Raw genomic sequence first — 24518 nt, 5'->3', positions numbered from 1 at the left:
GTGGACTTGGCGGCTCGGCCTTATCCCGGAGGAAATCCGTGTACTTCACCGACCGCGGTATCGAGGAGCTGGAGCAGCGGCGCGGCGAGGAGGAGGTCACCCTGGCCTGGGTGGCCGACAAACTGCGCGCCTTCGTCGACGCCAACCCGGACTTCGAGACCACCATCGAGCGGCTGGCGACCTTCCTGGCCCGCGACGACGCCGACGACCTGGACGACTAGCCGCACTGACCGAGCCGGTCCCGGGCCGCGTCCAGCTCGGCCCGGACCAGCTCGTCCGCCTCGACGATCACCAGCCCGGCCCCGAGCGCGGCCAGGCTGAGCACATCCCTGGCCACCTCCCGCGGCTGATCGGCGCTCAGCAGCACCTCGCTGCCGCCCTCGACCTCGGTGACCCGCGCGGGCAGCAGCCGGAACACCCAGGCGAGCACCTCCCGCGGCGCCGCAGCGATCCGGACCACCGCGCTGTGCCGGTAGGGCGTGGTGGCCAGCACCCGGTCCAGGTAGGCGCCGGTGTCCGCGGCGGGCAGCTCGCGTGGTGCGAACCGGCGGCCGGTGGGCCGAGGGTCGGTGATCCGGTCCACCCGGAAGGTGCGCCAGTCGGCCCGTGCCGGGTCGTAGGCCAGCAGGTACCAGAGCCGGTAGGCGGTGACCAGCCGGTGCGGTTCGGCCCGCCGCTCCCCCGCCGAGCCGTCCCGCCGCCGGTAGCCGAAGGTCAGCAGCTCCCCGTCCCGCACCGCCGCACCCAGCACGGCCAGCACCGCCGGGTCGACCTGCGCGCCGCTGACCGGCTGCACCGCCTCGGTGGCCTGGGCGACCGCGGCCACCCGGTGCCGCAGCCGGGACGGCAGGATCTGGGACAGCTTGGCCAGCGCGCGCACCGCGGTCTCGGCCACCCCGCTGACCCCGCTGCCCGCGGCGGTGAGCAGCCCGGTGGCCACCGCGACCGCCTCCTCCTCGTCCAGGGCCAGCGGCGGCAGGTTCCGGCCGGAGACCAGCCGGTAGCCGCCCGCGGTGCCGGTGCCGGCGTGTACCGGGTAGCCCAGTTCGCGCAGCTTCTCCACATCGCGCCGCACGGTTCGGTCGGTGACCGCCAGCCGCTGCGCCAGCTCCGCCCCTGACCATTCCCGGCGGGCCTGCAACAGCGATAGCAACCGCATGACGCGGGCGAGTGGGCTCATGTCCCCAAGACTGCCACCGTTGCGGACAGAACCTGTCCGCAACGGCTCCTAACCTGGGCCGCATGTTGACCTTCGAGCCCCACTCCCCCGGCTACGACACCGAACGCGCCGCCTTCCAGACCAACTCCACCTACCGCCCGGCCCTGGTCGTCGGCGCCACCTCCGCCGCCGAGGTGCGGGCCGCCGTCCGGCTGGCCGCCGGGCGGAACCTGCCGGTCGCGGTCCAGTCCACCGGCCACGGCCTGCCGCCCACGGGCGAGCCGGGCGTGCTGATCACCACCCACCGAATGCGCGAGCTGACCGTCAACCCGGCCGAGCGCACCGCCACGGTGGCCGCCGGGGTGCGCTGGGGCGAGGTCCTGGAGGCCGCCGCCCCGCACGGCCTGGTCCCGCTGCTGGGCAGCACCCCGCACGTCGGCGTGATCGGCTACACCGTGGGCGGCGGCCTGAGCCTGTTCGGCCGCGCCTTCGGCTGGGCCGCCGACCGGGTCCGCGCCCTGGAGGTGGTCACCGCCGACGGCGAACTCCAGCACGTACGCCCCGGCTCGGACCTGTACTGGGGCCTGCTCGGCGGCGGCGCAAACCTGGGCATCGTGACCGAGTTGACCTTCGAGCTGGTCCCCATGCCGGAGCTGTGGGCCGGCGGGTTGTTCTTCGACGCCGAACTGATCCCCGAGGCGCTGCGGGTCTGGACCGAGTGGACCACGACCGTCCCGGACACCCTGACCAGCTCGATCGCGGTGATCCCGTTCCCGGACTTCCCCGGCGTGCCCGAACTGCTCCGCGGCCGCCGGGTCGCGCACATCCGGATCATCCAGGCGGGCCCCGCCTCCGACGACCTGGTGGCCCCGCTACGCGCCCTCGGCCCGTTCCAGGACACCGTGGGCCCGATGAAACTCACCGAGGTCGGCACGATCTACAACGACCCCACCACCCCGGCCCCATACCACTCCACCAACCGGCTGCTCCGCGACGCCGACGCCCTCACCACCCGCCGCCTGCTCGCACACACCCCCAACGGCCCGCACATCGTCGAACTCCGCCACCTGGGCGGCGCGCTGGCCAGCCCGGCCCGCAACGCGGTCAGCGGCCGGGACGCGCGGTACCTGGCCACCATCACCACGCTGCACCCGGAGCCGGGCACGGCCGCCACGCACGAAGCGCTGTTCGCCGCACTGACCCCGTGGACCAGCGGCGATCGGTTCCGCAACTTCCTCACCGACCCGGCCCAGGCCCGCTACCCACGCCGCCTGCACGAGCTGAAGGCGCGACTGGACCCGGCCGGGCGGTTCGGCGTGCTGCCTCAGAATCCCGACACGGCGTGCGGCGTGTAGGGCGCCTCCAGCCGGGCGATCTCCTCTTCGGACAGTTCAAACCCGACCGCGGCGACCGCGTCGTCCAGGTGCGACATCTTGGTGGCGCCCACGATGGGGGCGGTCACCGCGGGGTTGTGCAGCAGCCAGGCCAGGCCGACCTGAGCCCTGGGCACGCCGCGTTCGGCGGCCACCGCCGCCACCGCGTCCACCACGACCCGGTCGCTGTCCTGGTAGAGCGTCTTGCCGAAGGCATCGGATTCGGCGCGCGCGGTGGCCTCGTCCCAGTCCCTGGTGAGGCGGCCGCGGGCCAGTGGGCTCCACGGGATGACGCCGATGCCCTCCTCCGCGCAGAAGGGCAGCATCTCGCGCTCTTCCTCGCGGTAGATCAGGTTGTAGTGGTTCTGCATGGAGACGAACCGGGTCCAGCCGTTGAGGTCGGCCAGGTACTGCATTTTCGCGAACTGGTAGGCGTGCATCGAGGAGGCGCCCAGGTAGCGGACCTTGCCCGACTTCACCACGTCGTGCAGGGCTTCCAGGGTCTCCTCGATCGGGGTGTGCCGGTCGAAGCGGTGGATCTGGTACAGGTCGATGTAGTCGGTGCCCAGCCGGCGCAGGCTGTTGTCCACCTCGGTGAAGATCGCCTTGCGGGACAGTCCGCGCCGGTTCGGCCCCTCCCCCATCGGCAGGTGCACCTTGGTGGCCAGCACGATCTCGTCCCGCCGCCCGTACTCGCCGAGCAGCTTGCCGACGATTTCCTCGCTGGTGCCGTCGCTGTAGGCGTTCGCGGTGTCGTAGAAGTTGATCCCCAGCTCGACCGCCCGCTTGAGGAACGGCCTGCTCTGCTCCTCGGTCAGCGACCACGGGTGGGTGCCGCGCTCGGGCACGCCGTAGCTCATGCAGCCCAGGCAGATCCGCGAGACATCCAGCCCGGTGGCCCCCAGCTTCACATACTCCATGCGGCCGAACCTACGCCGCTCTCGCGCGCGCGGCAGCGCATTTCCGGTCCCTGGGCCATCATCGACGGCATGAGCGAGCCCGTGTCACCAGGACAGGTCATCGTGCTCACCGGCCCGCCGGGTGCGGGCAAGAGCACGGTGGCGCGGTTGCTGGCCGATGAGCTGTCGCCCAGCGTGCACCTGCACACCGACGACTTCTACAAGTTCATCCGGCGCGGCGCGATCGCGCCGTACCTGCCCGAAGCCCAGCGACAGAACGAGATCGTGGTGGACGTGCTGGCCACCGCCGCCTTCGGCTACGCCGCAGGCGGCTACGACGTGGTGGTGGACGGCGTGATCGGCCCGTGGTTCCTGGACGTCTTCCGCAAGGCGGGCGGCGGGTTCGCCGTGCACTACGTGGTGCTGCGGCCCAACGAGGCGATCACCATCGGGCGGGCGGTGGACCGAGGGCCCGGCGCGCTGACCGAGGTGGCGCCGATCCGGTCGCTGTACAAGCAGTTCAGCGGGCTGGGCGAGCTGGAACGGCATGTGGTCGACTCCGGGCCGCTGGACGCCGAGGACACCACCACCGCGGTGCTGGCCGGGATCGCCCGCGGTGCGTACCGGCTGACCGAGGGCTGAGTCCACGGCCGAAAATCCACCGAAAGCGTGGCCGGACCCGGGGTCACCGGCGGGATACCGTCGGCGGGGTGCGACTGCTGATCGTGGAGGACGAGGCGGACCTGGCCAGTGCGCTGCGCACCGGCCTGAGCCACGCCGGGTACGCGGTGGACACCGCGGCCACCGGCGCCGAGGCGCTGGCCAAGTTCGGGGTGCACGCCTACGACCTGGTGGTGCTGGACCTGAACCTGCCGGACGGGGACGGGCTGCTGCTGTGCCGCCGGATCCGCTCGGTCAGCGGGGTGCGCATCCTGATGCTCACCGCCCGCGCCAGCCTGGCCGACCGGGTGCGCGGCCTCGACCACGGCGCGGACGACTACCTGGTCAAGCCGTTCGCGCTGGCCGAGTTGCTGGCCCGGCTGCGCGCGCTGCTGCGCCGGGACGGGGACACCGGGGAGCCGGTGCTGCGCGCCGGTGGGCTGGAACTGGATCCGGCCAGTGGCGAGGTGTCCCGGGGCGGGGTGCCGATCACGTTGACCCGCAAGGAGTTCGGCGTGCTGCGTTACCTGATGTCCAGGCCAGGCAGGCTGGTCCCGGCCGAGGAACTACTCGAACACGTGTGGGACGAGTTCGCCAACCCGTTCACCGAGACCGTGCGGGTCACCGTAGGAACGTTGCGGCGCAAGGTGTCCAGCCCCGGTGCGGCGGCGCCGATCGAGACCGTGATCGGCCGCGGCTACCGGCTGGTGGACCGGTGAGCGCCCGCCGCTGGCTGACCACGATCCGGTTCCGGCTCACCGTGTCCTACTCGGCCTGGGTGTTCGTGCTGGGCGCGCTGGTGATCACCTCGATCTACCTCGGCGTGCTCTACACCCTGGAAACCGCCCCGCCGGTGGAGCAGGAGGGGCTGGTCAAGGTGTTCATCCACGACGTCGGGGGCGGTGCGACGTCCTGGACAGTGGAGAAGCAGAACGCGGTGCAGAGCTTCGAGCGCAAGATCCAGTACCAGGCGATCACCCTGCTCGGCCGGTACTCGGCGATCGCGCTGTCCGTGCTGTTCCTGCTGAGCCTGCTCATCGGCTGGTGGCAGGCAGGCCGCGCGCTGCGCCCAATCCGCCGGATCACCCAGCGCGCCAGGGAGATCGGCGCCACCGACCTGTCCCGCCGGATCGCCCTGGACGGCCCGCCGGACGAACTGCGCGGCCTGGCCGACACCATCGACGACATGCTGGCCCGGCTGGACACCGCCTTCGCCGACCAGCGCCGCCTGCTCGGCGACGCCTCACACGAGCTGCGCAACCCCCTCGCCATCATCCAGGCCAACCTGGACGCGGTGCTCACCCGCCCGGACGCGACGATGGCCGAACGCGACCAGGCGGGTGAGGTGGTGCGCCGTGCGGTGCTGCGGATGAGCGGCCTGGTCGAGGACCTGCTGGCCACCGGCCGCCGGGACGCCCCCGCCTTCGCCGAAACCGAGGCCGACCTCGCCGGACTGGCCGAGGAATCCGCCGCCGAACACGATCAGCTCGCCACTGAAGCCGGCGTCGCCCTCACCCGCGAACTGACCCCGGGACTGCGGGTGATCGGTGACCGCGACGCGCTGAAACGCGCCACCGCCAACCTGTTGAGCAACGCGCTGCGCTTCGCCCCCGCGGGCAGCACGGTGCGGCTGGCCACCGGCCGCGGCGACGGCTGGTGCTGGCTCGCGGTGCACGACGACGGCCCCGGCATCCGCCCCGACGACCAGCCCCGGGTGTTCGACCGGTTCTGGCAGGCAGGCGAACACGCCGCGCACAACGGGCACAGCGGGCTGGGCCTGGCGATCGTGCGGCAGATCATGGAGGGCCACGACGGCCGCGTCACCGTGCACAGCATCCCCGGCCAGGGCTGCACCTTCGTGCTGTGGCTACCGGATCTGACCGCCCCGCACCGCATGCCGTCGCCACGGGGGCCGGGCGGGGCTGATCCCCCGCCCGGCCCGGCACTCAGCCCTTGCCCTTGCGGCAGAAGGCCTCGACCCGCGCGAGAGCCTCGTACAACGTCTCCGACTTCTTCTCCACCTTGACCAGCCCGCCCAGCTTCTTGCAGGTGGTCCCGGTCTTCTTCTCGTAGTTCGCGATCCCCCGGTCCACCCCGTCCTGCGCCAGCCGCACGGCCTTGTCCGCGGTCTCCGCCGCGGCATACCCGGCGAACTTGACCACGCCTGGCTTACCCGGCTTCGCCGCCTCATCCGCCATGGCTACCGACGCGGTGCCCAACGGCAGGCCGATGGCCAGCGCGCCGACCAGGAGGATGGACTTCAGCGACCTCATGGAAATCTCCTTGTGTTGGTGGGAAAACCACGAGCAGTCAACCGAAACAGGGGGAAAACCAACCGAAAGCCAAGATCAAGCGGGCGAGCTGGGAGCATGGGCGGATGACTGCTCCGCGGGTGCCGTTGACGCCGTTGCGCTGGTGGTGGGTTGCCGTGTCCGCGGCGGTGGTCGTGCTGGCGGGGCTGGGCATCGGGTACTGGTTGTGGCGGGCGGCGGGCGGGTTGCTGGAGCCGGAGGCGACCAAGGCGCGGATCGAGGCGATCCGGACCGGGCTGACCACCTCGGCGGGGGTCGGGGCGGCGCTGGCGTTGTTGCTGGCGGTGCGACGGCAGCGGGCGACCGAGATCGGGCTGGGGTTGCAGGACGCGGATCTGGCGCAGAAGGAGCAGGCGGCGGCGGACGTCCGGCATGACGCGGCGGAAAAGCGGATCACCGAGCTGTATACGAAAGCGGCGGATCAGCTGGGGTCGGACAAGGCGCCGGTGCGGCTGGCGGGGCTGTACGCGCTGGAGCGGCTGGGCGAGGGCAATCCGGATCATCGGCAGACGGTGGTGAACCTGTTCTGCGCGTACCTGCGGATGCCGTACGAGAGCGGCCAGGAGGAACGGCAGGTCCGGCTCACCGCGCAGCGGATTCTGGCCTGGCACCTGCTGCGGGAGACCGCGCAATTCTGGCCGGAGATCACCCTCGACCTCAGCGGCGCGGTCCTGCTGGACTTCACCCTGAGCTATTGCGTGGTGGCCAGCGTGAACTTCCGCCACGCCGAGTTCCAGGGCGCCGCGGACTTCACGAGGAGTGAGTTTCAGCTGTTCACCGACTTTTCTGGTGCAAGGTTCACCGGCTCAGTCGATTTCGCCAATGTCGATCTCGCCCGCACGCAGTTCGATACGGCGCGCTTCCTCGGTCTCGTCCACTTCGGCAACGCGAGGTTCCCCGGGTTTGCCAATTTCGTGGGAGCGGTCTTCGTGGCCCCAGCGATTTTCGGCGACCCGGTGCCGGGCCAGGTCAATCTCGACCAGGCCCGCACCCGGGTCGGCACCGACGACCACTGGCCCGCTGGCTGGATCGTGCAGCCGCCACCCCGCGAGGTCGAAGGCCGGATCGAGGGTCTGCCGGGAACCTGGGGCTACTTGACCCGCAGTCCGGACCGCCACACCGAGTGAGTCAGCGGCACCCCCGGCCGGTAAGCCAGGTGCGTCACCGACGGCGCGTTCAGCACGTGCACATCCGCCCGCGCCCCCGGCCGCAGCACGCCAACCGCGCCATCCCCGCTCTCCCGCCCCAGCGCCCGCGCCCCGCCCCAGGTGGCCGCCCGCACCGCTTCCTCGACCGTGAGGCGCATCTGGAGGACCGCGGTGGTCACGCAGAAGGCCATCGAGGAGGTGTAGCTGGAGCCGGGGTTGCAGTTGGAGGCCAGGGCGATGGTGGCGCCGGCGTCCACGAGCTTGCGGGCCTCGGGCAAGGGCTGGCGGGTGGAGAGGTCGCAGGCGGGGAGCAAGGTGGCGACCGTGTCGGAGTTGGCCAGGGCGTCGATGTCGCTGGGGGTGAGGTGGGTGCAGTGGTCGACGCTGGCGGCGCCGAGTTCCACCGCCAGGCGGACGCCGGGGCCGTAGCCGAGCTGGTTGCCGTGCACGCGCAGGCCAAGGCCCTTGGCGGCGGCGGCGTTGAGCACGGTGCGGGACTGGTCTTCGTCGAAGGCGCCGGTTTCGCAGAAGACGTCGGCCCAGCGGACGTGCGGGGCCACCGCGTCCAGCATCTCGCCGCAGACCAGGTCCACGTAGTCGTCGGCGTCCCAGCCCGGCGGCACCAGGTGTGCGCCCAGGAAGGTGACCTCGTCGGCCAGCTCGGCGGCGATCCGGGCGGAGCGGAGTTCGTGTTCGGTGTTGAGGCCGTAGCCGGTTTTGGTTTCCAGGTAGGTGGTGCCCTGGGCGACGGCCTCGGCGAGGTGGTGGCGCAGGCCCTCGATCAGCTCGGTGTCGGTGGCCTCGCGAGTGGCGTTGACGGTGACCGCGATGCCGCCCGCCTGGTAGGGCTGACCGGCCATCCGGGCGGTGAACTCGGCGGTGCGGTCACCGGCGAAGAGCAGGTGGGTGTGGCTGTCCACCCAGCCGGGCAGCACGGCCCGGCCCTCGACGTCGACCAGGTTGTCCGCGTCCGGTGCGCTCGCTTCGGGACCTGCCCAGACCACCCGGTCGCCGTCGAGTACCAGGGCGGCGTTGCTGAGCTGGCCCAGTTCGGGGTCGTTGGTGGTCAGCTCACCGATGCCGGTGATCAGGACGGTCATGCCCACACCTCCTTGATCGCCTTGGCCAGCAACGGTCCCACCGGGCCGAGCCGGATGTGTTCACCATGCCGGACGACCAGCTGGCCGCCGTTGACCACACTGTCCACATCGGACGCGGTGGCCGCCAGCAGGACCTGGTCCGGACGGCAGCCCGCGGTGCGCACCGAATCCAGCCGCAGTGCCACCAGATCGGCCCGCTGGCCGACCGCGAGCTGGCCCGCGTCCGGCCAGCCGAGCGCCCGGTGACCGTCCACTGTGGACGCCTTGAGCAGTTCGGCCGGGGTGAACCGGCCGCGCTGGCCGGTGCGCAGGCGTTCGTGGTGCTCCAGCGCCCTGGCTTCCAGGATCGGGTCGTTGACCGCGTGCTGGTCGCTGCCCAGGGAGAGCGGACTGCCCGCGTCGGCCAGTTCGCGGGCCGGGCCGATGCCGTCGGCGAGGTCGGCCTCGGTGGTCGGGCAGAAGCAGGAGCCGGTGCCGGTCTCGCCGAGCAGCGCGATGTCGCCGGGGGTCAGGTGGGTGGCGTGCACCGCGGTGGTGTGCGGGGACAGCGCGTCCGCGGCGTGCAGCAGTTCGGCCGGGGTCAGCCCGTGCGCGGCCTGGCAGGCCTCGTTCTCCGCGGGCTGTTCGGACAGGTGCACGTGCAGTGGACGGCCCGCCGCGCCCGCGACCACGTCGGCGAGCTGGTCGCGGGGCACCGCGCGGACCGAGTGGATGGCCGCGCCGATCCGGGTGTTGTGGTCAGCAGGCATGGCGGCGACCCGGGCGGCCCAGCTCGCCGCGTCGCCGTCGCCGAAGCGGAGTTGTTCCGGGGCAAGGGGAGCGCCGAAGCCCGCGGACAGGTAGCAGGTGTCCAGCAGGGTGAGCCGGACACCGGCCTCGGCGGCGGCCTGGCGCAGGGCCTCACCCATCGCGTTGGGATCGCGGTAGGGCTTGCCCCCGGGAGCGTGGTGCACGTAGTGGAACTCGCCGACCGCGGTCACCCCGGACAACGCCATCTCGGCGTACACCGCGCGGGCCAGCCGCCGGTAGTTGTCCGGGTTGAGCTTGGCGGCCAGCGCGTACATGCCCTCCCGCCAGGTCCAGAAGGTGCCGCCGTCGCCGTGTGTGCGCCCGCGCAGCGCCCGGTGGAAGGCGTGCGAGTGCGCGTTGGCGAACCCGGGCAGCACCACCCCCGGCAGCCGCCGGGCGCCCAGCGGCGGACTGTCCACTGTGGACACCTCGGTGAACACGCCGTCCTCGGCGCGGATCAGCACGCCGCTGGTCACCCCGCCGGGCAGCCAGGCCTGTTCGCACCAGTAGGTGCTCATCGGGTCAGCTGTTCCACGACGTGGGCCAGTGCGGTGACCCCGGCCTCGCAGTCGGCCGGTTCGGCGTGTTCGGCCGGGGCGTGGCTGATGCCGGTGGGGTTGCGCACGAACAGCATCGCGGTGGGCACCTTGGCGGCCAGGATCCCGGCGTCGTGCCCGGCCCCGGTGGGCAGCGCGGGCACCCCGCCGAGCTGGGCGGCGAGCTGGTCGCGCAGCTCCGGGTCGAAGATCACCGTATCGCCGTAGGACTCCTCGGTCACCGCGACCGCGCAGCCCTCGGCCTCGGCGGCGTCCCTGGCCGCCGCGGTGATCTCGGCGACCACGTTGCGGGTGACCTCGTCGGTGGCCGCCCGCGCGTCCAGCCACACGTCCACCGCGGAGGCGATCACGTTGGTGCCGCCCGGATTCGGGATGAGCTTGCCCACCGTGGCCCGAGCCCCGTCCACCGCCCGCGCCGCGGCCCGCGCGGCCAGCACCAGCTGGGCGGCGGGCAGCATCGGGTCGGTGCGGTCGCCGATCAGGGTGGCCCCGGCGTGGTTGCCCTCGCCGGTGAACCGGAACCGCCAGCGGCCGTGTGCCAGGATCGAGCTGGCCACCCCGACCGGCGCGTCCAGGTCGACCAGGCCCTTGCCCTGCTCCACGTGCAGTTCGACGAAGCAGCCGATCGAGGCCAGCGCCGCCGGGTCCGGCCCGAGCCGGGCCGGGTCGAGCCCGGCCGCGTCCACCGCGTCGGCCAGGGTGATCCCGTTGAGATCGGTGAGCCGCCGCGCCGCGTCCGGGTCGATGCTGCCCGCCATCAGCCGGGAGCCGAGGCAGGGCACGCCGAAGCGCCCGCCCTCCTCCTCGGCGAACACGGTCACCGCGAACGGCCGCCGCGGCTGGAAACCCCTGGCCTGCAACACATCCACCGCGGCCAGCGCGGAGACCACGCCCAGCGGGCCGTCGAAGGCGCCGCCGCCGGGCACTGAGTCGAGGTGGCTGCCGGTGATGACCGCGTCCTTGCCGGGCGCGCCCCACCAGGCCCACAGGTTGCCGTTGCGGTCGTTCTCCACCGTCAGGCCACGCTTGCCGGCCTCGGCGATGAACCACTCGCGCAGTTCCAGTTCCACCACGTCGAACCCGTGCCGGGAGTACCCGCCGCGCTGGCGGTCGACCCCGACGCCGCTGATGTCCGACAGCAACCCCGTCGCAGTGCTCATACCTTTTTCGATACCCCTTCCATGGGCACCCGCACACCGCGTTCCGCCGCAACCTCATCCGCCCGGGAGTACCCGGCGTCGACGTGGCGGATGACGCCCATGGCGGGGTCGTTGGTCAGCACGCGTTCGAGCTTCTGCGCGGCCAGCGCGGTGCCGTCGGCGACGGTGACCTGGCCGGCGTGGATGGAGCGGCCGATGCCCACGCCGCCGCCGTGGTGGATGGACACCCAGGTGGCGCCGCTGGCGGTGTTGATCAGGGCGTTGAGCAGGGGCCAGTCCGCGATGGCGTCGGAGCCGTCGGCCATGGCCTCGGTCTCCCGGTACGGGGAGGCGACCGAGCCGCAGTCCAGGTGGTCCCGGCCGATGACGATGGGCGCGGAGAGTTCGCCGCTGGCCACCATCTCGTTGAACTTCAGGCCGGCCAGGTGGCGTTCGCCGTAGCCGAGCCAGCAGATCCGGGCGGGCAGGCCCTGGAACTCCACCCGCTCCTGGGCCATGGTGATCCACCGGTGCAGCTGCTTGTTCTCCGGGAACAGTTCCAGGATGGCGCGGTCGGTGGCCGCGATGTCCTTGGGGTCACCGGAGAGCGCGGCCCAGCGGAACGGGCCCTTGCCCTCGCAGAACAGCGGGCGGATGTAGGCGGGCACGAAGCCGGGGAAGTCGAAGGCCCGCTCGTAGCCGCCGAGTTTGGCCTCGCCGCGGATGGAGTTGCCGTAGTCGAAGACCTCGGCGCCGCGGTCCATGAACCCGACCATGGCCTCCACCTGCTCGGCCATCGACTCCCTGGACCGGTCGGTGAACTCATCCGGCTTCTTGGCCGCGTAGTCGTGCCAGTCGGCCAGGGCCACGCCCTTGGGCAGGTAGGCCAGCGGGTCGTGCGCGGAGGTCTGGTCGGTGACCACGTCGATGTCCACGCCCCGGCGCAACAGCTCGGGGAAGACCTCGGCGGCGTTGCCGATGACCGCCACGGACAGCGCGCGCCGCTCTCGCTTGGCGGCCAGGCAGCGCTGCACCGCGTCGTCGAGGTCGTCAGCGATCTCGTCCAGGTAGCGGTGTTCCAGGCGGCGGCGGGCGCGGTCCGGGTCGACCTCCACGCACAGCGCGACGCCCTCGTTCATGGTGACCGCCAGGGGCTGGGCGCCGCCCATGCCGCCGAGGCCGCCGGTGAGGGTGAGGGTGCCGGCCAGGGTGCCGCCGAAGCGCTTGCTGGCCACCGCGGCGAAGGTCTCGTAGGTGCCCTGCAGGATGCCCTGGGTGCCGATGTAGATCCAGGAGCCCGCGGTCATCTGGCCGTACATGGTGAGCCCGAGCTGTTCCAGCCGCCGGAACTCCGGCCAGGTGGCCCAGTCGCCGACCAGGTTGGAGTTGGCGATGAGCACCCGCGGCGCCCACTCGTGCGTGCGCATCACGCCGACCGGGCGGCCGGACTGCACCAGCAGCGTCTCGTCCGGGGCCAGCGTGGTCAGCTCGCGGCTGATCGCGTCGAAGCTGTTCCAGTCCCTGGCGGCCTTGCCGGTGCCGCCGTAGACGACCAGGTCGTCCGGGCGTTCGGCGACCTCGGGGTCGAGGTTGTTGTGGAACATGCGCAGTGCGGCCTCGGTGGACCAGTCACGCGCGGTCAGTTCGGTTCCGCGCGCGGCGCGCACCGGACGGGGGCCTGCGGTGGTCACTTCACCCTCCATTGGTGGACGAGAGGAATGGTTCGACCGCGGCGTGCAGCTCGCCGGAACGCACCACGCGTTCGGCGGCGGCGATCTCCGGGGCCAGGTGGCGGTCGGGGCCCGGCCCGGCGACGTGCTCGCGGAGCACGCGCAGCGCGGCGGCGGTGGCCGGGGCCGGTTCGAGCGGGGCGCGCAGGTCCAGCGCGCGGGCCGCGGTGAGCAGTTCGATGGCCAGCACGGTGGTCAGCCCGTCGACCGCCTTGCGCAGCTTGCGCGCGGCGGACCAGCCCATGGAGACGTGGTCCTCCTGCATGGCCGAGCTGGGGATGGAGTCGACCGAGGCCGGGTTGGCCAGCCGCTTCAGCTCGGAGACCAGGGCGGCCTGGGTGTACTGGGCGATCATGTGGCCGGAGTCCACGCCGGGGTCGTGTGCCAGGAACGGCGGCAGGCCGTGCGAGCGGGCCACGTCCAGCATCCGGTCGGTGCGGCGTTCGGCGATGCTGGCCACGTCGGCGATCGGGATGGCCAGGAAGTCCAGCGCGTAGGCCACCGGCGCGCCGTGGAAGTTGCCGTTGGACTCCACCCGGCCGTCGGAAAGCACCACCGGGTTGTCCACCGCGGCGGCCAGTTCCCGGTCGGCCACGGTCTCCACGTAGGCCAGGGTGTCCCTGGCCGCGCCGTGCACCTGCGGGGAGCAGCGCAGCGAGTAGGCGTCCTGCACCCTGGTGCAGTCCGGGCCGCGGTGGCTGGCCACGATCGGCGAGCCGGCCAGCGCGGCGAACATCCGGGCGGCCGAGCGGGCCTGACCCGGGTGCGGGCGCAGGGCCTGGAGTTCGGGCGCGAAGGGCCGGTCGGTGCCCAGCAGCGCCTCCACGCTCATCGCCGCGGTGACATCGGCCAGGTCGAGCAGCCGGTGCAGGTCGGCGGCGGCCATGACCAGCATGCCGAGCATGCCGTCGGTGCCGTTGATCAGCGCCAGGCCTTCCTTCTCGGCCAGCTGCACCGGTTCGATCCGGTGCTCGCGCATGGCCTCGGCGGTGGGGCGCAGCAGCCCGGACTCGTCCCGGACCTGCCCCTCCCCCATCAGCGCCAGCGCCACCGCGGACAGCGGCGCGAGGTCGCCGGAGCAGCCCAGCGAGCCGTACTCGTGCACCACCGGCACCAGCCCGGCGTTGAGCAGCGCGGCCATGGTGGCCGCGGTGCGCGGCCGGATGCCGGTGTGCCCGCTGGTCAGCGTGCGCAGCCGGAGCAGCATCAGCGCGCGCACCACCTCGGCCTCGACCTCCGGCCCGGCGCCCGCGGCGTGCGAGCGGACCAGCGAACGCTGCAGCTGGGCGCGTTTCTCCGGCGGGATGTGCCGGACGGCGAGCGCGCCGAAGCCGGTGGACACGCCGTAGGTGGGCGTGGTCGCCTCGGCCAGGGCCTCGATGTGCGCCCTGGTGGCCGCCATGGCCTCCTGGGCCTCCGTGGTGATCTCCACGGCCGCGCCGCCGCGGGCCACCGCGACGACCTGCTCACGGGAGAGCGGCTTCAAGCCGACGGGTACCGGTTGCTGCATGTGCCCATCAGAACCTGTGACCGGCTGGCACGGCTATCCCGGTTGGGGTGACACTGTCTGGGATCCCAGACGTCTTGAGGAGCGTGCCAAGTGGGCGAGAGCAGCGACGTCCCCGCGCTGCGCCGCGGCCTGGCCGTGCTGCGGCTGCTGGCCGGGCGCGCGGGCCCGATCTCCGCGGCCGCCATCGCCCGCGAGCTGGAGCTGCCCCGCTCGACCACCTACCACCTGCTCACCGAGCTGGTCGAGGCCGGTTTTGTCACCCACCTGACCGAGGAGCGCCGCTACGGCCTCGGCGTGGCCACCTTCGAGCTGGGCTCGGCCTACCTGCGCCACGACCCCCTCGAACGGCTGGCCCGGCCCCTGCTGCGGCGCCTGGTGGACCGGGTGGAGACCACCGCGCACCTGGGCGTGCTGCACGGCGCGGAAGCCCTCTACCTGCTCAAGGAACAACCACATCGCCCGCAGACCCTGGTCACCGACGTCGGCGTGCGGCTGCCCGCCCAGCTCACCGCCTCCGGCCGGGCCGTGCTCAGCGGACTGCCCGCCGCCCAGGTCCGGGCGCTGTTCCCGTCCGCGCGGGCGTTCGTGGACCGCACCGGCCGCGGCCCGCGCGACCTGCCCGCGCTGCGCAGGCTGCTCACCGCCGAACGCCAGCGCGGCTGGTCGGTGGAGGACGGCCACGTCACCCCAGGCTTCGCCTCGGTGGCGGTGCCGGTCTTCGACCACAGCGGCCGGCCGGTGGCCGCGATCAGCCTGACCATCCGGCACGAGTGCGAGCAGGAATGCGGCCAGGACTGGCCCGAACTCGCCGCCGAGGCAGTGCAAAGCGCGGCCGGGCTGACCGCACGCATCGGCGGTCAGCCCGGCCGCTAAGCCCTGCCCGCCGAGTTGGCCCAACTGGTACGCCAAGTTGGCCCAACCGGGCGTACGAGTTGGCCCAAGTCGACGGGTCAGGCGTTCTGCTTGACGAAGTCTGAGGCCACGTCGACCGGGTTCTCCTTGTCGACCTCGATCCGCTTGACCGCGGCGGCCAGCTTCTCGGTGGTGATCTTCTTGGAGATCTGGTTGAGCGCCAGCTTGGCGGCGTCGGTCAGCTTGCCGGACTTGAACAGCGGGATGATGTTCTGCGCCGGGTACATGTTCTTCGGGTCGGCCAGCTGCACGAAGTTGTTGGTGCCGATCGCCGAGGCGGTGGTGAACAGGTTGGCGACCTGCGCCGAACCGGACTTGATCGCGTCCAGGGTGACTGGGCCACCGGCGTCGGTGGAGCGGATCTCCTTGAAGGTGCAGCCGTAGAGCTGCTTGATCTTGGCTTCCCAGCGGGTCTTCCACTCACCGGCCGCGGCCAGGGTGAGCTGGGAGCACTTCGGCCCGAGGTCGGCCATGGACTTCAGACCGAGCTGCTGGGAGACCTGCTGGGTCACCACCAGCACGTCCTTGTCCTCGCCCGGCGCGGGCTCCAGGACCTCCAGATCGGGGCCGACCTTGGACTTGAGCGCGGTGAAGATGTCCTCGGACTTGGTCACGGTGTTGCCGGAATCCAGTGCCTGCAACAGGTTTCCGCTGTAGTCGGGCACCAGGGTGAACGAGCCGTCCTTGAGGCCCTTGAGCACCACCTCGCGCGCCGAGACCGGGCTGGCCACCTTGACCTCGGCCCCGGCGGCGTCCAGCACCGCGGCGTAGATCTCGGCCAGCAGCTTGTTCTCCGGGAAGTCCACCGAACCGATGTGAATGGTCTTGTCGGTGACCGGCGCGCCGTTCTTGAGCGGGTCCGCGGGCGCCCCGCAGGCGCTCACCGCGGCCACGACCAGCACGGCCACGGCCGCCAGATTCCGCTTCATGACTTAGTCCCTCCAGCAACACCGGACTCAGCGGCCCGGGTCTCGATCTTGGCCAAGTTGTTGTGCCCGTTGGGTTTCACCCGCACCCGGGTGGCGCCGCGAGCCATTGCCGCCGCCCGCGCGGCCACTCGCAGCCCACGCGGCACCACGATCCGCTGCAGACCCGCGAGCAGCAGGTCCAGCGTCACCGCGAGCAGCGCCACCGCGAACGCGCCCGCCACCACCTTGGGGTAGTCATAGATCCGCATGCCGTCCAGCAGCACCCGGCCCAGCCCGCCAAGGCCCACGTAGGCCGCCACCGCGGCGGTGGCCACCACCTGGAGCATGGCGTTGCGCAGCCCGCCGAGCAGCAGCGGCAGCGCGTTGGGCACCTCGACCTGCCAGAGTCGTTGCCAGCCGGTCATGCCCATGCCGCGGGCGGCGTCGACCACCCCGGCGTCGGTGTCCTGCACGCCGGCGTAGGTGCCGGCCAGGATCGGCGGCACCGCGAGCACGATCAGCGCGATCAGGGTGGAGACCTGGGAGCCGCCGCCGAGCAGGAACAGGAAGGTGACCAGGCCCAGGGTGGGCAGCGCGCGCATCGCGTTGGACGCGCCGACCAGCACCAGCCCGCCGCGCCCGGTGTGCCCGACGAACAAGCCGAGCGGGATGCCGATGGCCGCGGCGCCGAAGACCGCGATCAGCGTGTAGTACAAGTGTTCGGCCAGCCGGGTCGGCAGGCCGTCGGGGCCCTGCCAGTGCGCCGGATCGGCCAGCCAGGCGAAGAGTTGCTGGATCACGGCGCGCCTCCGGTGCCCAGGCGGGTCCACGGGGTGAGCAGGCGGCGCAGCGCGACCAGGGTCAGGTCCACCAGCGCGGCCAGCAGCAGGGTGAGCACGATGCCGACGATGATCGGCGGCAGGTACTGGATGCCGAAGCCGGAGGTGAACAGCACGCCCAGCCCGCCGGTGCCGATCAGCGCGCCCACGCTGACCAGGCTGATGTTGCTCACCGCGGCCACCCGCACCCCGGCGGTGAGCACCGGGACCGACAGCGGCAGGTCGACCACGAAGAACCGGTGCGCCGGCTTGAACCCGATCGCGGTGGCCGCGGCCAGCACCGGGCTGGGCAGCGAGTCCAGCGCGTCGATCACCGGGCGCACCAGCAGCGCGGTGGTGTACACCGTCAGCGCCACCACCACGTTGAGCGGATCGGTGATCCGGGTGCCCAGCAGGCCGGGGATCACCACGAACAACGCCAGCGACGGGATGGTGTAGACGATGTTGGCGGTGCCCAGGAAAACCGTGCGCAGCCACCGGGTGCGCTGGGCCAGCCAGCCCAGCGGGATCGCCAGCAGCAGCCCGATCAGCACCGGCGCCAGCGACAGGTAGACGTGCTGGAGCAGTCCGTCCAGCACCGCGCCGACGTTGCGCGGGTTGCCGAGGTACTTGGCGAGGTCGTCGAACACCCTCAGACCCTGCCCGTCTCCTGCTCGCGGCGGTGCTCCAGCAGATCGAGCACCTGCTGCGCGGTGACCACGCCGGTGTACCCGCCGCCCTCGTCCACCACCACGCCGAGCCCGGCGGGGGAGGACAGCGCCGCGTCCAGCGCGCCACGCAGCGCGGTGCCGCGCACGTGCAGCGAACCACCCGGCACCAGCGAGCTTTCCGCCACCTGACCGTCCGCGATGGACTCCGGCGGCAGCCAGCCACGCGGGTGGTTGTCCGCGTCCAGGGCCAGTGTCCAACCGGTGCCCGCCTGCCGTTGCGCACCGACCTGCACGGTGTCCACCGGCCGCAGGTCCAGTTCGCCGTCGGCCACAAAGGACAGTCCGCGGTAGCCGCGGTCCTTGCCGACGAAGTTGGCCACGAAATCGTTGGCGGGCCTGGTCAGCAGCTCCGCCGGGGTGGCGTACTGGGCGAGCACGCCGCCCTGCCGGAACACCGCGATCTTCTCACCGATCCGGACCGCCTCGTCGATATCGTGGGTGACGAAGACGATGGTCTTGTCCAGCTCGGCCTGCAACCGCAGCAGTTCGTCCTGAAGCCCTTCGCGCACAACGGGATCCACCGCGCTGAACGGCTCGTCCATGAGCAGCACCGGCGGATCGGCGGCCAGCGCGCGGGCCACTCCGACCCGTTGCTGCTGCCCGCCGGAGAGCTGGGCCGGGTACCGCTTGCCCAGTTCCACCGGCAGTCCGACCGTCTCCAGCAGCTCGGCCGCGCGAGCGCGCGCCTTGCGCCGGGTCCAGCCCGACAGCAGCGGCACAGTGGCGATGTTGTCCAGCACACTGCGGTGCGGGAACAGCCCGGCCTGCTGGATCACGTAGCCGATGCCGCGGCGCAGCAGCGCCGGATCGGAGTCCCGGATGTCCTTCCCGTTCACCAGGATGGTGCCACCGGTGGGTTCCACCATCCGGTTGACCATCCGCAGTGAGGTGGTCTTCCCGCAGCCGGACGGCCCGACGAACACGGTGATCGTGCCCGCCTCCACGGAAAGGGTCAGCTCGTCGACGGCGACCGTGCCGTCATCGAAGCGTTTGGTCACGGCCTGGAACTCGATCACGCGAGCCCCCTTAAGGTCGTGACGGCCACTGGCCGGCCGCCGCCTGAGCAATCGACCTTAGTCCGATGGACTGACAACGGCGAGGTCAACACCCAGTGGCCAGCCCTTTACAGTAAACGTTTTGTGACCGTCGACGCGCCGCTGGACCCGCTCGCTGCCCACCTGTCCGCGGCCGGTCCGGCCGCCCGCCGGCTACGCCGCGTGCTCGCCCTGCTGGCCGGTGACTGGCACCCGCTGGCCGAGTTGATCCGCAGGCCAGCCGCCCCGCGCCGCTCGGTGGAGGAGCTGCTGGCGCTGCTCGGGCCGGACCTGGAGAGCCAGGGCGATCGGCACCGCATCCGGCCGGCCAGGGCCGCGGCCTACCGCAGTGCGTTCGAGCTGGACGAAATCCCCGGACCGGCAGATCCGCTCGCGGATGCTGTGAGCCAGCACACAGCCGCGCTGTCCACCATCCGAGCCGATATCGACGCCAATCCGCCGCCGCTGCCCGCGCTGGACCACGTCCCGGCCACCGCGGAGTCGGTGCTGCGCCGCGCGCTGTGGCTGGAGCGCACCTATGACCTCGCCGGCGCGCAGGTTCTGTGCCTTGGCGATCACGACCTGACCTCGCTGGCGCTGGCCGCGGTGCGCCCGGACCTCCAGCTCACCGTGATCGACCTGGACGAGCGCCTGCTCGCGCACATCGACGCCACCGCCCGCGCGCGCGGGCACCGGATCCGCTGCCTGCACGCCGACCTGCGCTTCGGTTTCCCGCCCTCGGCCACCGGCTGGGCCGACCTGGTCTTCACCGACCCGCCCTACACCCCCGAGGGCATCGGCCTGTTCGCCACCCGCGCGGTGGAATCGTTGCGTGATCCGGCCACCGGACGGATCCACATCGCCTACGGCTTCAGCGAGCGCAGCCCCGCGCTCGGCTGGAAGGTGCAGCAGGAACTGCTGAAGCTCGGCCTGGTCTTCGAGGCGCTGCTGCCCGACTTCGACCGGTACCTCGGCGCGCAGGCGGTGGGCAGCGCGAGTTCGCTCTACGTCTGCCGCCCGACCGCCAAGGCCAGGAAAACCGTTGCCGGGACCGGGATCTACACCCACGGCCCGCAGTCCATCGAGGCCGGCACGACCGATCGAGTCGGCCCGCTGCGTGAACTCGCCGCCAAGGACGGGCTGGAAGTCGTTGTGCGCCAACCAGGTTGGGCTACCCCGGTGACCGCCCGCGGCGCGGTCGCGCTGGACACCACCGCCGACCCCGGCCCGTGGGCACTGCGCCACCTGCTGGCCATCTCCGCCGACCGGGTGCTGCTGCTGGTGGACAACAACCACCCGGACATCACCAGCGAACGCGGCCAGCGCGGCCTGGCGGATCTCGTTGCCAGCAAGTACAAACTGCGTTTCCTGCGCAGCAACCCGGACCCCAAGTCCGCGGTGATCGTCGCCGACCGGATCAGCGAAACCCCTGAGCCACAACAGATCCAGCGCGCCCTGCTGGACCGTGCGCACGGCAAACCCGGCAACATCTGGCGCGAGGCGCTCACCAGGACCGGCCTGACCAAAAACGAGGCCCGCGCCCGGATCACCGAACTTCTCCCGGACCTCGACCTCAGCGCCCGCCTGATCGACCTGCCCCGCCACCAGCTCGCCGAGCTGTTCACCGCACTGGGCGCGGAAGTTCTTACCGATCGCTGACGGGAGGGCGCAGCCTGTCCGGCGGACCGGATTCCCGGACTAGCTTCAGGACATGATCAGTAGAAGGGCGTTCACCGTGCTGGGCGCGGGCGCGGCGCTGACCTCGATGACCGGCCTGCCCGCCGCCCAAGCCACCCCGCGCGGCGTACGGGATGTGGTGCTGGTGCACGGCGCCTACGCCGACGGCTCCTGCTTCGCCGCGGTCATCGAGGGCCTGCAGGACGCCGGACTGCGGGTGAGTTCGGTGCAGAACCCGCTCACCTCGCTGGCCGAGGACGTGGCCGCGACCAACCGCGTGCTCGACGAACTGACCGGACCGGCCGTGCTGGCCGGGCACTCCTGGGGCGGCGCGGTGATCACCCAGGCCGGGCTGCACCGCAACGTGGCCGGTCTGGTCTACCTGGCGGCCCGCGCGCCCGAGGTGAACGAGGACTACGCCGCACTCGCCGCCCGCTTCCCCACCCCGCCCGCCAACGCCGGGATCATCGAGTCCGGCGGCTTCCGGCGGCTCACCGAAACGGCCTTCCTGCGCGACTTCGCGGTCGACGTGCCACACCGCCAGGCCCGTGCGCTCTACGCCGCGCAGGGCCGGGTGGCCGCCACCCTGTTCGCGAGCCGGACCAGCGTCGCGGCCTGGCGGAGTCGGCCGTCCTGGTACGCGGTGTCCCGGCGGGACCGCACCACCGCACCCGAACTCCAGCGGTTCGTGGCGCAGCGGATGGGCGCGCGCACGGTCGAACTCGACACCGGCCACCTGGCCCCGGTCTCCCGCCCGGCGGCGGTGACCAGGCTGATCCGCACCGCCGCGGCTCAACTCGGCTAGACGCCGCTGGAGTCCGCCTTGGGCACGTGCAGCCGCCCCAGCGAGAGCACCGCGCGGAACTCCCGCGGCGGCACCGCCCTGGAGAACAGCCAGCCCTGGTAGGCATCCACGCCGACGCCCTGCAGGATGTTGAACTGGGTCGCGGTCTCCACGCCCTCGGCCACGCAGCTGCGGCCCATCGCGCGGGCCATGTCCACCACCGCGCGGGCCACCGCGAAGTCCGAGGGGTCCTTGCCGACCCCGGCGACGAACCGCCGGTCCACCTTGATGATCTGCGCGGGCAGGTCCTTGAGCCGGGCCAGCGAGGAGTAGCCGGTGCCGAAGTCGTCCACGGCGAAGCGGACCCCGCGCTCGACCAGCTCGGCCATCACCACCCGGGTCTTGGACGGCAGGTCCACCAGGCTGGTCTCCACCAGCTCCAGGATCACCCGGTCCCACTCGATGCCGGCCTCGGCCACCGCGGTGGCCACGATGTCCACGAAGTCCTGGTCACCCGGCAGCAGTCCGGCCAGGTTGACCGCGATTCCGGGGGCCTTGGCGCCGTTGGCCGACGGCCAGTTCGCCGCCTCCTTCAACGCGGTGCGCAGCACCCAGCGGTCCAGTTCGCGCAGCAGGTCGCCCTGTTCGGCCACCGGCAGGAACACATCCGGGGAGAGCAGGCCGCGATCCGGGTGCGGCCAGCGGACCAGCGCCTCGGCGGTGACGATCGTGCCGGAGGAGTCCACCACCGGCTGGAAGTGCAGGGCCAGACCGTCCCTGGCCAGCGCGTCCCGCAACTGGCCCTCCAGGTGCACCTGCCAGTCCGCCGAGGCCATCAGCGCCGCACTGGCCAACGAGACCCGCCCCGCACCGCGCCGCTTGGCCTCGAACATGGCCGCGTCGGCGAAGCGCAGCAGGTCATCGCCGGTGGCGCGGGAGCCGTTGGGCACCGCGGCGCCGATCGAGGCGGAGATCCGGACCAGCTGGCCGTGCACCGGGACCACCGTGCGCAGCAGGCTGGAGACCTTGGTGGCCAGCGCGTCCACCCCGCCGACCTCGTCGATGTTCTCGCAGATGATCACGTACTCGTCGCCGGAGAGCCGGGCCGCGGTGCAGCCCTTGGGCAGCCCGCCCTCCAGCCGCCTGGCCAGCACCACCAGCAACTCGTCCCCGGCGTCGTGGCCGAGGGAGTCGTTGACCCGCTTGAAGTTGTCGATATCGCAGAACAGCACCGCGACCCCGTGCGGGTGGTCGCCGTGCAGCAGCCCGGCCAGCAGCTCCTTGACCGCGGCCCGGTTGGGCAGGCCGGTCAGGTCGTCGTGGGTGGCCTGGTGCTTGAGCGCCTCGGCGGTGCGCCTGCGTTCGGTGATGTCCTGGAAGACCACCAGCGAGAACCGGCGGCCGTCATCCTGCACGGACAGCGCCACGTGCAGCTCGCAGTAGACCGGCTCGTTGTCCGAGCGCAGCAGCACCCGCTGCGGGATCTTGAGGTTCTTCTGGTCCTCGGCGGCCATCAGCGCGCCCACCGAGAGCTGCTCGGCGGGCTCGTCGGGGTGGGTGAGCTGTTCGGCGGTCATGCCGCGCAGCTGCTCCAGGTCGAAACCGAGCAGCTCGCACAGCGCGTCGTTGGCGTCGACCAGCCGTTCGCTGTCGTCGAAGATGCCGATGCCCACCGGGGTGACCGAGACCAGGTCGGCGAAGCGCTGGCTGGAGCGCTGCATCCGGGTCTCCACCACCCGCTGCTCGGTGATGTCCTGGGCGGTGCCCACCATCACCGTGACGCCCTCTGGCGAGACCACCGCGGCGCCGTGGCAGCGGAAGACCCGCACCGCGCCGTCCCCGCGCACCAGCCGGTGCTCGCACTCCACCGGCTGCTCGTCCGCGGCGAGCTGCTGCCACAGCTCGTCCACCCACTGCCGGTCCTCGGGGTGCACCAGGTTGAGGTAGTCCTGGTAGGTGGTGCGCTGCCCCGGCGGCACGCCGTACAGCTCGAAGAGCATCTCCGACCAGGAGGTCTCCCCGGTGCCCGGGTACCACTCCCAGGTGCCCAGCCTGGACACCCGCTGCGCGTCGTCCAGCCTGCGCCGGTCGCGCAGCAGCTGGCGTTCCAGCGCGCGCTGCTCGGTCACGTTCTGCACGGTGGCCTGCAACCGGGCCACCGTGCGGTCCTCGCCGTGCTCGGCGCGCACCCGCAGCATGTAGACCTTGTCGCCCAGCTCGCCGCGGAACTCGGTCTCGGCGGTCTCGCCGTGCTCGGCCACCAGCAGCCGGTCCCGCAGATCGGCGAGAGCCTTGAGGTCGGCGGGGTGCACGCCGGAGAGAATGTCGTTGTCCGGCACCGAACCGACCTCGTCGAACAGCTCGATCAGCGCCTCGCTGCGGTAGATCGTGCCCGCGGCGACCTCGTAGGTCCAGCTGCCCATGCGCGCGATCCGCTGCGCCTCCAGCAGCCGGACCCGCTCCTTGGCCAGCTCGTTCTCCACCCGCCACGCCTCGGTGATGTCCCGGATGTAGCCGGTGATCCGGACCAGTTCGCCGCGCTCGTCGCAGTGCGATTTGGCCTCGCCGCGGATGCGCCGGATGTCCCCGTCCGGGCGGATCACCCGGTACTCGATGTCGATGGCGTCGCCGGAGTGCTTGTGATCGCTCCAGTAGGCCGCGATCAGGTCCCGGTCCTCGGGGTGGGCCACGTCCAGCACGGCCTGCGCGCCCGGGGTGACCGTGCCGGGGGTCAGGCCGAGGATGTCGTAGTGGTTGGCCGACCAGATGGTCTCGCCGGTGGCCGGGTCGAACTCCCAGGAGGCGATCCCGGCGACCCGCTGCACGTCGTTGAGCCTGCGTTCCTCCTCGCGCAGGTCCTGCGCGGCGCTGGCCAGGTCGGAGATGTCCACCAGCAGCACGATCTGCCTGCCAAGGCCGGGCGCGGGCAGCCGGACCACCCGCACCGGCACCTCGCCACCGGCCGGGCGGCACAGCCTGGTGTCCGGGTCGGCGCCGATGAGCAGCGCGCCCAGCTCCAGGCCGATGAGTTCGTCCATGGTGGCGCCGGCCAGTTCGGCGGCGGCCTTGTTCGCCTTGACCACGTAGGTGTTGGCGTCGCAGAGCAGCGCGGCGGCGTCCGGGAAAGCGATCTCCAGGGAGTCCACCGAACCGGTGTCGGCGGCCGGGCCGATCTCCTCGGCGGTGGCCGGGGCGCCGTTGTCCGGACATGGCTGAGCGGACTCCGCGGGTTCGAGCACGTGCGGTCCCCGCATCGCCCGCTGGACCTGCTCGGTCAC

At 72.0% G+C, this 24518-nt stretch carries 22 protein-coding genes; 9 read left to right on the top strand and 13 right to left on the bottom strand.

Annotated elements, in window-relative coordinates:
* Positions 1 to 38 precede the first annotated feature (38 nt).
* Positions 39 to 221, top strand: a complete 183-nt coding sequence (locus tag ACTOWY_RS29890) for a DUF6104 family protein (RefSeq protein WP_185001806.1) — start codon at positions 39 to 41, stop codon at positions 219 to 221.
* On the opposite strand, the gene ACTOWY_RS29885 is transcribed toward ACTOWY_RS29890, so the two are convergent.
* Positions 218 to 1180 carry a helix-turn-helix transcriptional regulator gene (locus ACTOWY_RS29885; RefSeq protein WP_441312939.1) on the bottom strand — a complete coding sequence of 321 codons (963 nt, stop codon included), beginning with the start codon at positions 1178 to 1180 and terminating at the stop codon, positions 218 to 220. The genes ACTOWY_RS29890 and ACTOWY_RS29885 overlap by 4 nt on opposite strands.
* A gap of 62 nt (positions 1181 to 1242) precedes the next feature.
* Here ACTOWY_RS29885 and ACTOWY_RS29880 point away from each other — a divergent pair, with 62 nt between their 5' ends.
* Positions 1243 to 2514, top strand: coding sequence for an FAD-binding oxidoreductase (locus ACTOWY_RS29880; protein ID WP_441312938.1), 1272 nt, complete (start codon positions 1243 to 1245; stop codon positions 2512 to 2514).
* Here ACTOWY_RS29880 and ACTOWY_RS29875 read toward each other — a convergent pair.
* Positions 2484 to 3452: an aldo/keto reductase gene (locus tag ACTOWY_RS29875; protein WP_441312937.1), complete on the bottom strand. Its 969-nt coding sequence runs from the start codon at positions 3450 to 3452 to the stop codon at positions 2484 to 2486. The two genes, ACTOWY_RS29880 and ACTOWY_RS29875, sit on opposite strands and share 31 nt — an antisense overlap.
* Before the next feature lie 69 nt (positions 3453 to 3521).
* Here ACTOWY_RS29875 and ACTOWY_RS29870 point away from each other — a divergent pair, with 69 nt between their 5' ends.
* From ACTOWY_RS29870 to ACTOWY_RS29860, 3 genes are all read left to right on the top strand, one after another.
* A complete protein-coding gene (locus ACTOWY_RS29870; RefSeq protein WP_441312936.1) occupies positions 3522 to 4073 on the top strand; it encodes an AAA family ATPase in 552 nt (183 codons plus the stop codon).
* Between the two features lie 68 nt (positions 4074 to 4141).
* Complete coding sequence (locus tag ACTOWY_RS29865) at positions 4142 to 4810, top strand: response regulator transcription factor (RefSeq protein ID WP_441312935.1); 669 nt, start codon at positions 4142 to 4144, stop codon at positions 4808 to 4810.
* Entirely contained in the window at positions 4807 to 6117 is a 1311-nt protein-coding gene (locus tag ACTOWY_RS29860; protein WP_441312934.1) for a sensor histidine kinase, read from the top strand. The genes ACTOWY_RS29865 and ACTOWY_RS29860 overlap by 4 nt, the downstream gene beginning before the upstream one ends.
* Here the strand turns inward: ACTOWY_RS29860 and ACTOWY_RS29855 are convergent.
* Positions 6038 to 6364, bottom strand: a complete 327-nt coding sequence (locus ACTOWY_RS29855) for a hypothetical protein (RefSeq protein WP_441312933.1) — start codon at positions 6362 to 6364, stop codon at positions 6038 to 6040. The two genes, ACTOWY_RS29860 and ACTOWY_RS29855, sit on opposite strands and share 80 nt — an antisense overlap.
* Positions 6365 to 6519: 155 nt before the next feature.
* On the opposite strand from ACTOWY_RS29855, the gene ACTOWY_RS29850 reads away from it, so the two are divergent.
* Positions 6520 to 7530 carry a pentapeptide repeat-containing protein gene (locus ACTOWY_RS29850; RefSeq protein ID WP_441312932.1) on the top strand — a complete coding sequence of 337 codons (1011 nt, stop codon included), beginning with the start codon at positions 6520 to 6522 and terminating at the stop codon, positions 7528 to 7530.
* Here ACTOWY_RS29850 and hutI read toward each other — a convergent pair.
* Genes hutI through hutH form a run of 5 tightly spaced genes read right to left on the bottom strand, consistent with a single transcriptional unit; the run spans position 7494 to position 14376 of the window.
* Complete coding sequence (gene hutI, locus ACTOWY_RS29845; RefSeq protein ID WP_441312931.1) at positions 7494 to 8651, bottom strand: imidazolonepropionase; 1158 nt, start codon at positions 8649 to 8651, stop codon at positions 7494 to 7496. The two genes, ACTOWY_RS29850 and hutI, sit on opposite strands and share 37 nt — an antisense overlap.
* The gene (locus ACTOWY_RS29840; protein ID WP_441312930.1) at positions 8648 to 9958 is read right to left on the bottom strand and encodes a formimidoylglutamate deiminase; all 1311 of its coding nucleotides are present in this window, start codon (positions 9956 to 9958) and stop codon (positions 8648 to 8650) included. The genes hutI and ACTOWY_RS29840 overlap by 4 nt, the downstream gene beginning before the upstream one ends.
* Complete coding sequence (locus tag ACTOWY_RS29835) at positions 9955 to 11157, bottom strand: allantoate amidohydrolase (RefSeq protein ID WP_441312929.1); 1203 nt, start codon at positions 11155 to 11157, stop codon at positions 9955 to 9957. The genes ACTOWY_RS29840 and ACTOWY_RS29835 overlap by 4 nt, the downstream gene beginning before the upstream one ends.
* A complete protein-coding gene (hutU, locus tag ACTOWY_RS29830) occupies positions 11154 to 12827 on the bottom strand; it encodes a urocanate hydratase (RefSeq protein WP_441312928.1) in 1674 nt (557 codons plus the stop codon). Before hutU ends, ACTOWY_RS29835 begins: the two co-directional genes overlap by 4 nt.
* Before the next feature lies 1 nt (position 12828).
* Positions 12829 to 14376 (bottom strand): histidine ammonia-lyase, encoded by a 1548-nt coding sequence (gene hutH / locus ACTOWY_RS29825; RefSeq protein ID WP_441312927.1) that lies wholly within the window; start codon positions 14374 to 14376, stop codon positions 12829 to 12831.
* 90 nt (positions 14377 to 14466) lie between these two features.
* Between hutH and ACTOWY_RS29820 the strand changes: the two genes are divergently transcribed.
* Positions 14467 to 15249 (top strand): IclR family transcriptional regulator, encoded by a 783-nt coding sequence (locus tag ACTOWY_RS29820; RefSeq protein WP_441312926.1) that lies wholly within the window; start codon positions 14467 to 14469, stop codon positions 15247 to 15249.
* Positions 15250 to 15326: 77 nt separating this feature from the next.
* Here the strand turns inward: ACTOWY_RS29820 and ACTOWY_RS29815 are convergent, their stop codons facing one another.
* The 4 genes from ACTOWY_RS29815 to ACTOWY_RS29800 are packed head-to-tail and all read right to left on the bottom strand — an operon-like array spanning position 15327 to position 18761.
* Positions 15327 to 16217 (bottom strand): ABC transporter substrate-binding protein, encoded by an 891-nt coding sequence (locus ACTOWY_RS29815; protein ID WP_441312925.1) that lies wholly within the window; start codon positions 16215 to 16217, stop codon positions 15327 to 15329.
* Positions 16214 to 16996, bottom strand: a complete 783-nt coding sequence (locus ACTOWY_RS29810) for an ABC transporter permease (RefSeq protein WP_441312924.1) — start codon at positions 16994 to 16996, stop codon at positions 16214 to 16216. Before ACTOWY_RS29810 ends, ACTOWY_RS29815 begins: the two co-directional genes overlap by 4 nt.
* A complete protein-coding gene (locus ACTOWY_RS29805; RefSeq protein WP_185010443.1) occupies positions 16993 to 17670 on the bottom strand; it encodes an ABC transporter permease in 678 nt (225 codons plus the stop codon). The genes ACTOWY_RS29810 and ACTOWY_RS29805 overlap by 4 nt, the downstream gene beginning before the upstream one ends.
* Positions 17667 to 18761 (bottom strand): ABC transporter ATP-binding protein, encoded by a 1095-nt coding sequence (locus ACTOWY_RS29800; protein ID WP_247764198.1) that lies wholly within the window; start codon positions 18759 to 18761, stop codon positions 17667 to 17669. The genes ACTOWY_RS29805 and ACTOWY_RS29800 overlap by 4 nt, the downstream gene beginning before the upstream one ends.
* 123 nt (positions 18762 to 18884) lie before the next feature.
* Between ACTOWY_RS29800 and ACTOWY_RS29795 the strand changes: the two genes are divergently transcribed.
* The gene (locus ACTOWY_RS29795; protein ID WP_441312923.1) at positions 18885 to 20438 is read left to right on the top strand and encodes a bis-aminopropyl spermidine synthase family protein; all 1554 of its coding nucleotides are present in this window, start codon (positions 18885 to 18887) and stop codon (positions 20436 to 20438) included.
* Positions 20439 to 20490: 52 nt separating this feature from the next.
* Positions 20491 to 21261, top strand: a complete 771-nt coding sequence (locus ACTOWY_RS29790; RefSeq protein ID WP_441312922.1) for an alpha/beta fold hydrolase — start codon at positions 20491 to 20493, stop codon at positions 21259 to 21261.
* On the opposite strand, the gene ACTOWY_RS29785 is transcribed toward ACTOWY_RS29790, so the two are convergent.
* On the bottom strand, positions 21258 to 24494 hold the full coding sequence (locus ACTOWY_RS29785; RefSeq protein ID WP_441313049.1) for an EAL domain-containing protein: 3237 nt from the start codon (positions 24492 to 24494) through the stop codon (positions 21258 to 21260). The two genes, ACTOWY_RS29790 and ACTOWY_RS29785, sit on opposite strands and share 4 nt — an antisense overlap.
* Positions 24495 to 24518: the final 24 nt, after the last annotated feature.

Source organism: Crossiella sp. CA198 (assembly GCF_052078295.1).
In the GTDB taxonomy this organism is placed as follows: Bacteria; Actinomycetota; Actinomycetes; order Mycobacteriales; family Pseudonocardiaceae; genus Crossiella.
The sequence above is the reverse complement of the archived record's forward strand: the minus strand, read 5'-3'. Positions and strand labels throughout refer to the sequence as shown.

Bases quoted from the DNA above. Each gene is read 5' to 3' on its own strand.
- ACTOWY_RS29885 (WP_441312939.1), bottom strand. From the start codon at position 1,180: ATGAGCCCACTCGCCCGCGTCATGCGGTTGCTATCGCTGTTGCAGGCC.
- ACTOWY_RS29880 (WP_441312938.1), top strand. From the start codon at position 1,243: ATGTTGACCTTCGAGCCCCACTCCCCCGGCTACGACACCGAACGCGCC.
- ACTOWY_RS29875 (WP_441312937.1), bottom strand. From the start codon at position 3,452: ATGGAGTATGTGAAGCTGGGGGCCACCGGGCTGGATGTCTCGCGGATC.
- ACTOWY_RS29870 (WP_441312936.1), top strand. From the start codon at position 3,522: ATGAGCGAGCCCGTGTCACCAGGACAGGTCATCGTGCTCACCGGCCCG.
- ACTOWY_RS29855 (WP_441312933.1), bottom strand. From the start codon at position 6,364: ATGAGGTCGCTGAAGTCCATCCTCCTGGTCGGCGCGCTGGCCATCGGC.
- hutI (WP_441312931.1), bottom strand. From the start codon at position 8,651: ATGACCGTCCTGATCACCGGCATCGGTGAGCTGACCACCAACGACCCC.
- ACTOWY_RS29840 (WP_441312930.1), bottom strand. From the start codon at position 9,958: ATGAGCACCTACTGGTGCGAACAGGCCTGGCTGCCCGGCGGGGTGACC.
- ACTOWY_RS29835 (WP_441312929.1), bottom strand. From the start codon at position 11,157: ATGAGCACTGCGACGGGGTTGCTGTCGGACATCAGCGGCGTCGGGGTC.
- hutH (WP_441312927.1), bottom strand. From the start codon at position 14,376: ATGCAGCAACCGGTACCCGTCGGCTTGAAGCCGCTCTCCCGTGAGCAG.
- ACTOWY_RS29815 (WP_441312925.1), bottom strand. From the start codon at position 16,217: ATGAAGCGGAATCTGGCGGCCGTGGCCGTGCTGGTCGTGGCCGCGGTG.
- ACTOWY_RS29790 (WP_441312922.1), top strand. From the start codon at position 20,491: ATGATCAGTAGAAGGGCGTTCACCGTGCTGGGCGCGGGCGCGGCGCTG.
- ACTOWY_RS29785 (WP_441313049.1), bottom strand. From the start codon at position 24,494: ATGCGGGGACCGCACGTGCTCGAACCCGCGGAGTCCGCTCAGCCATGT.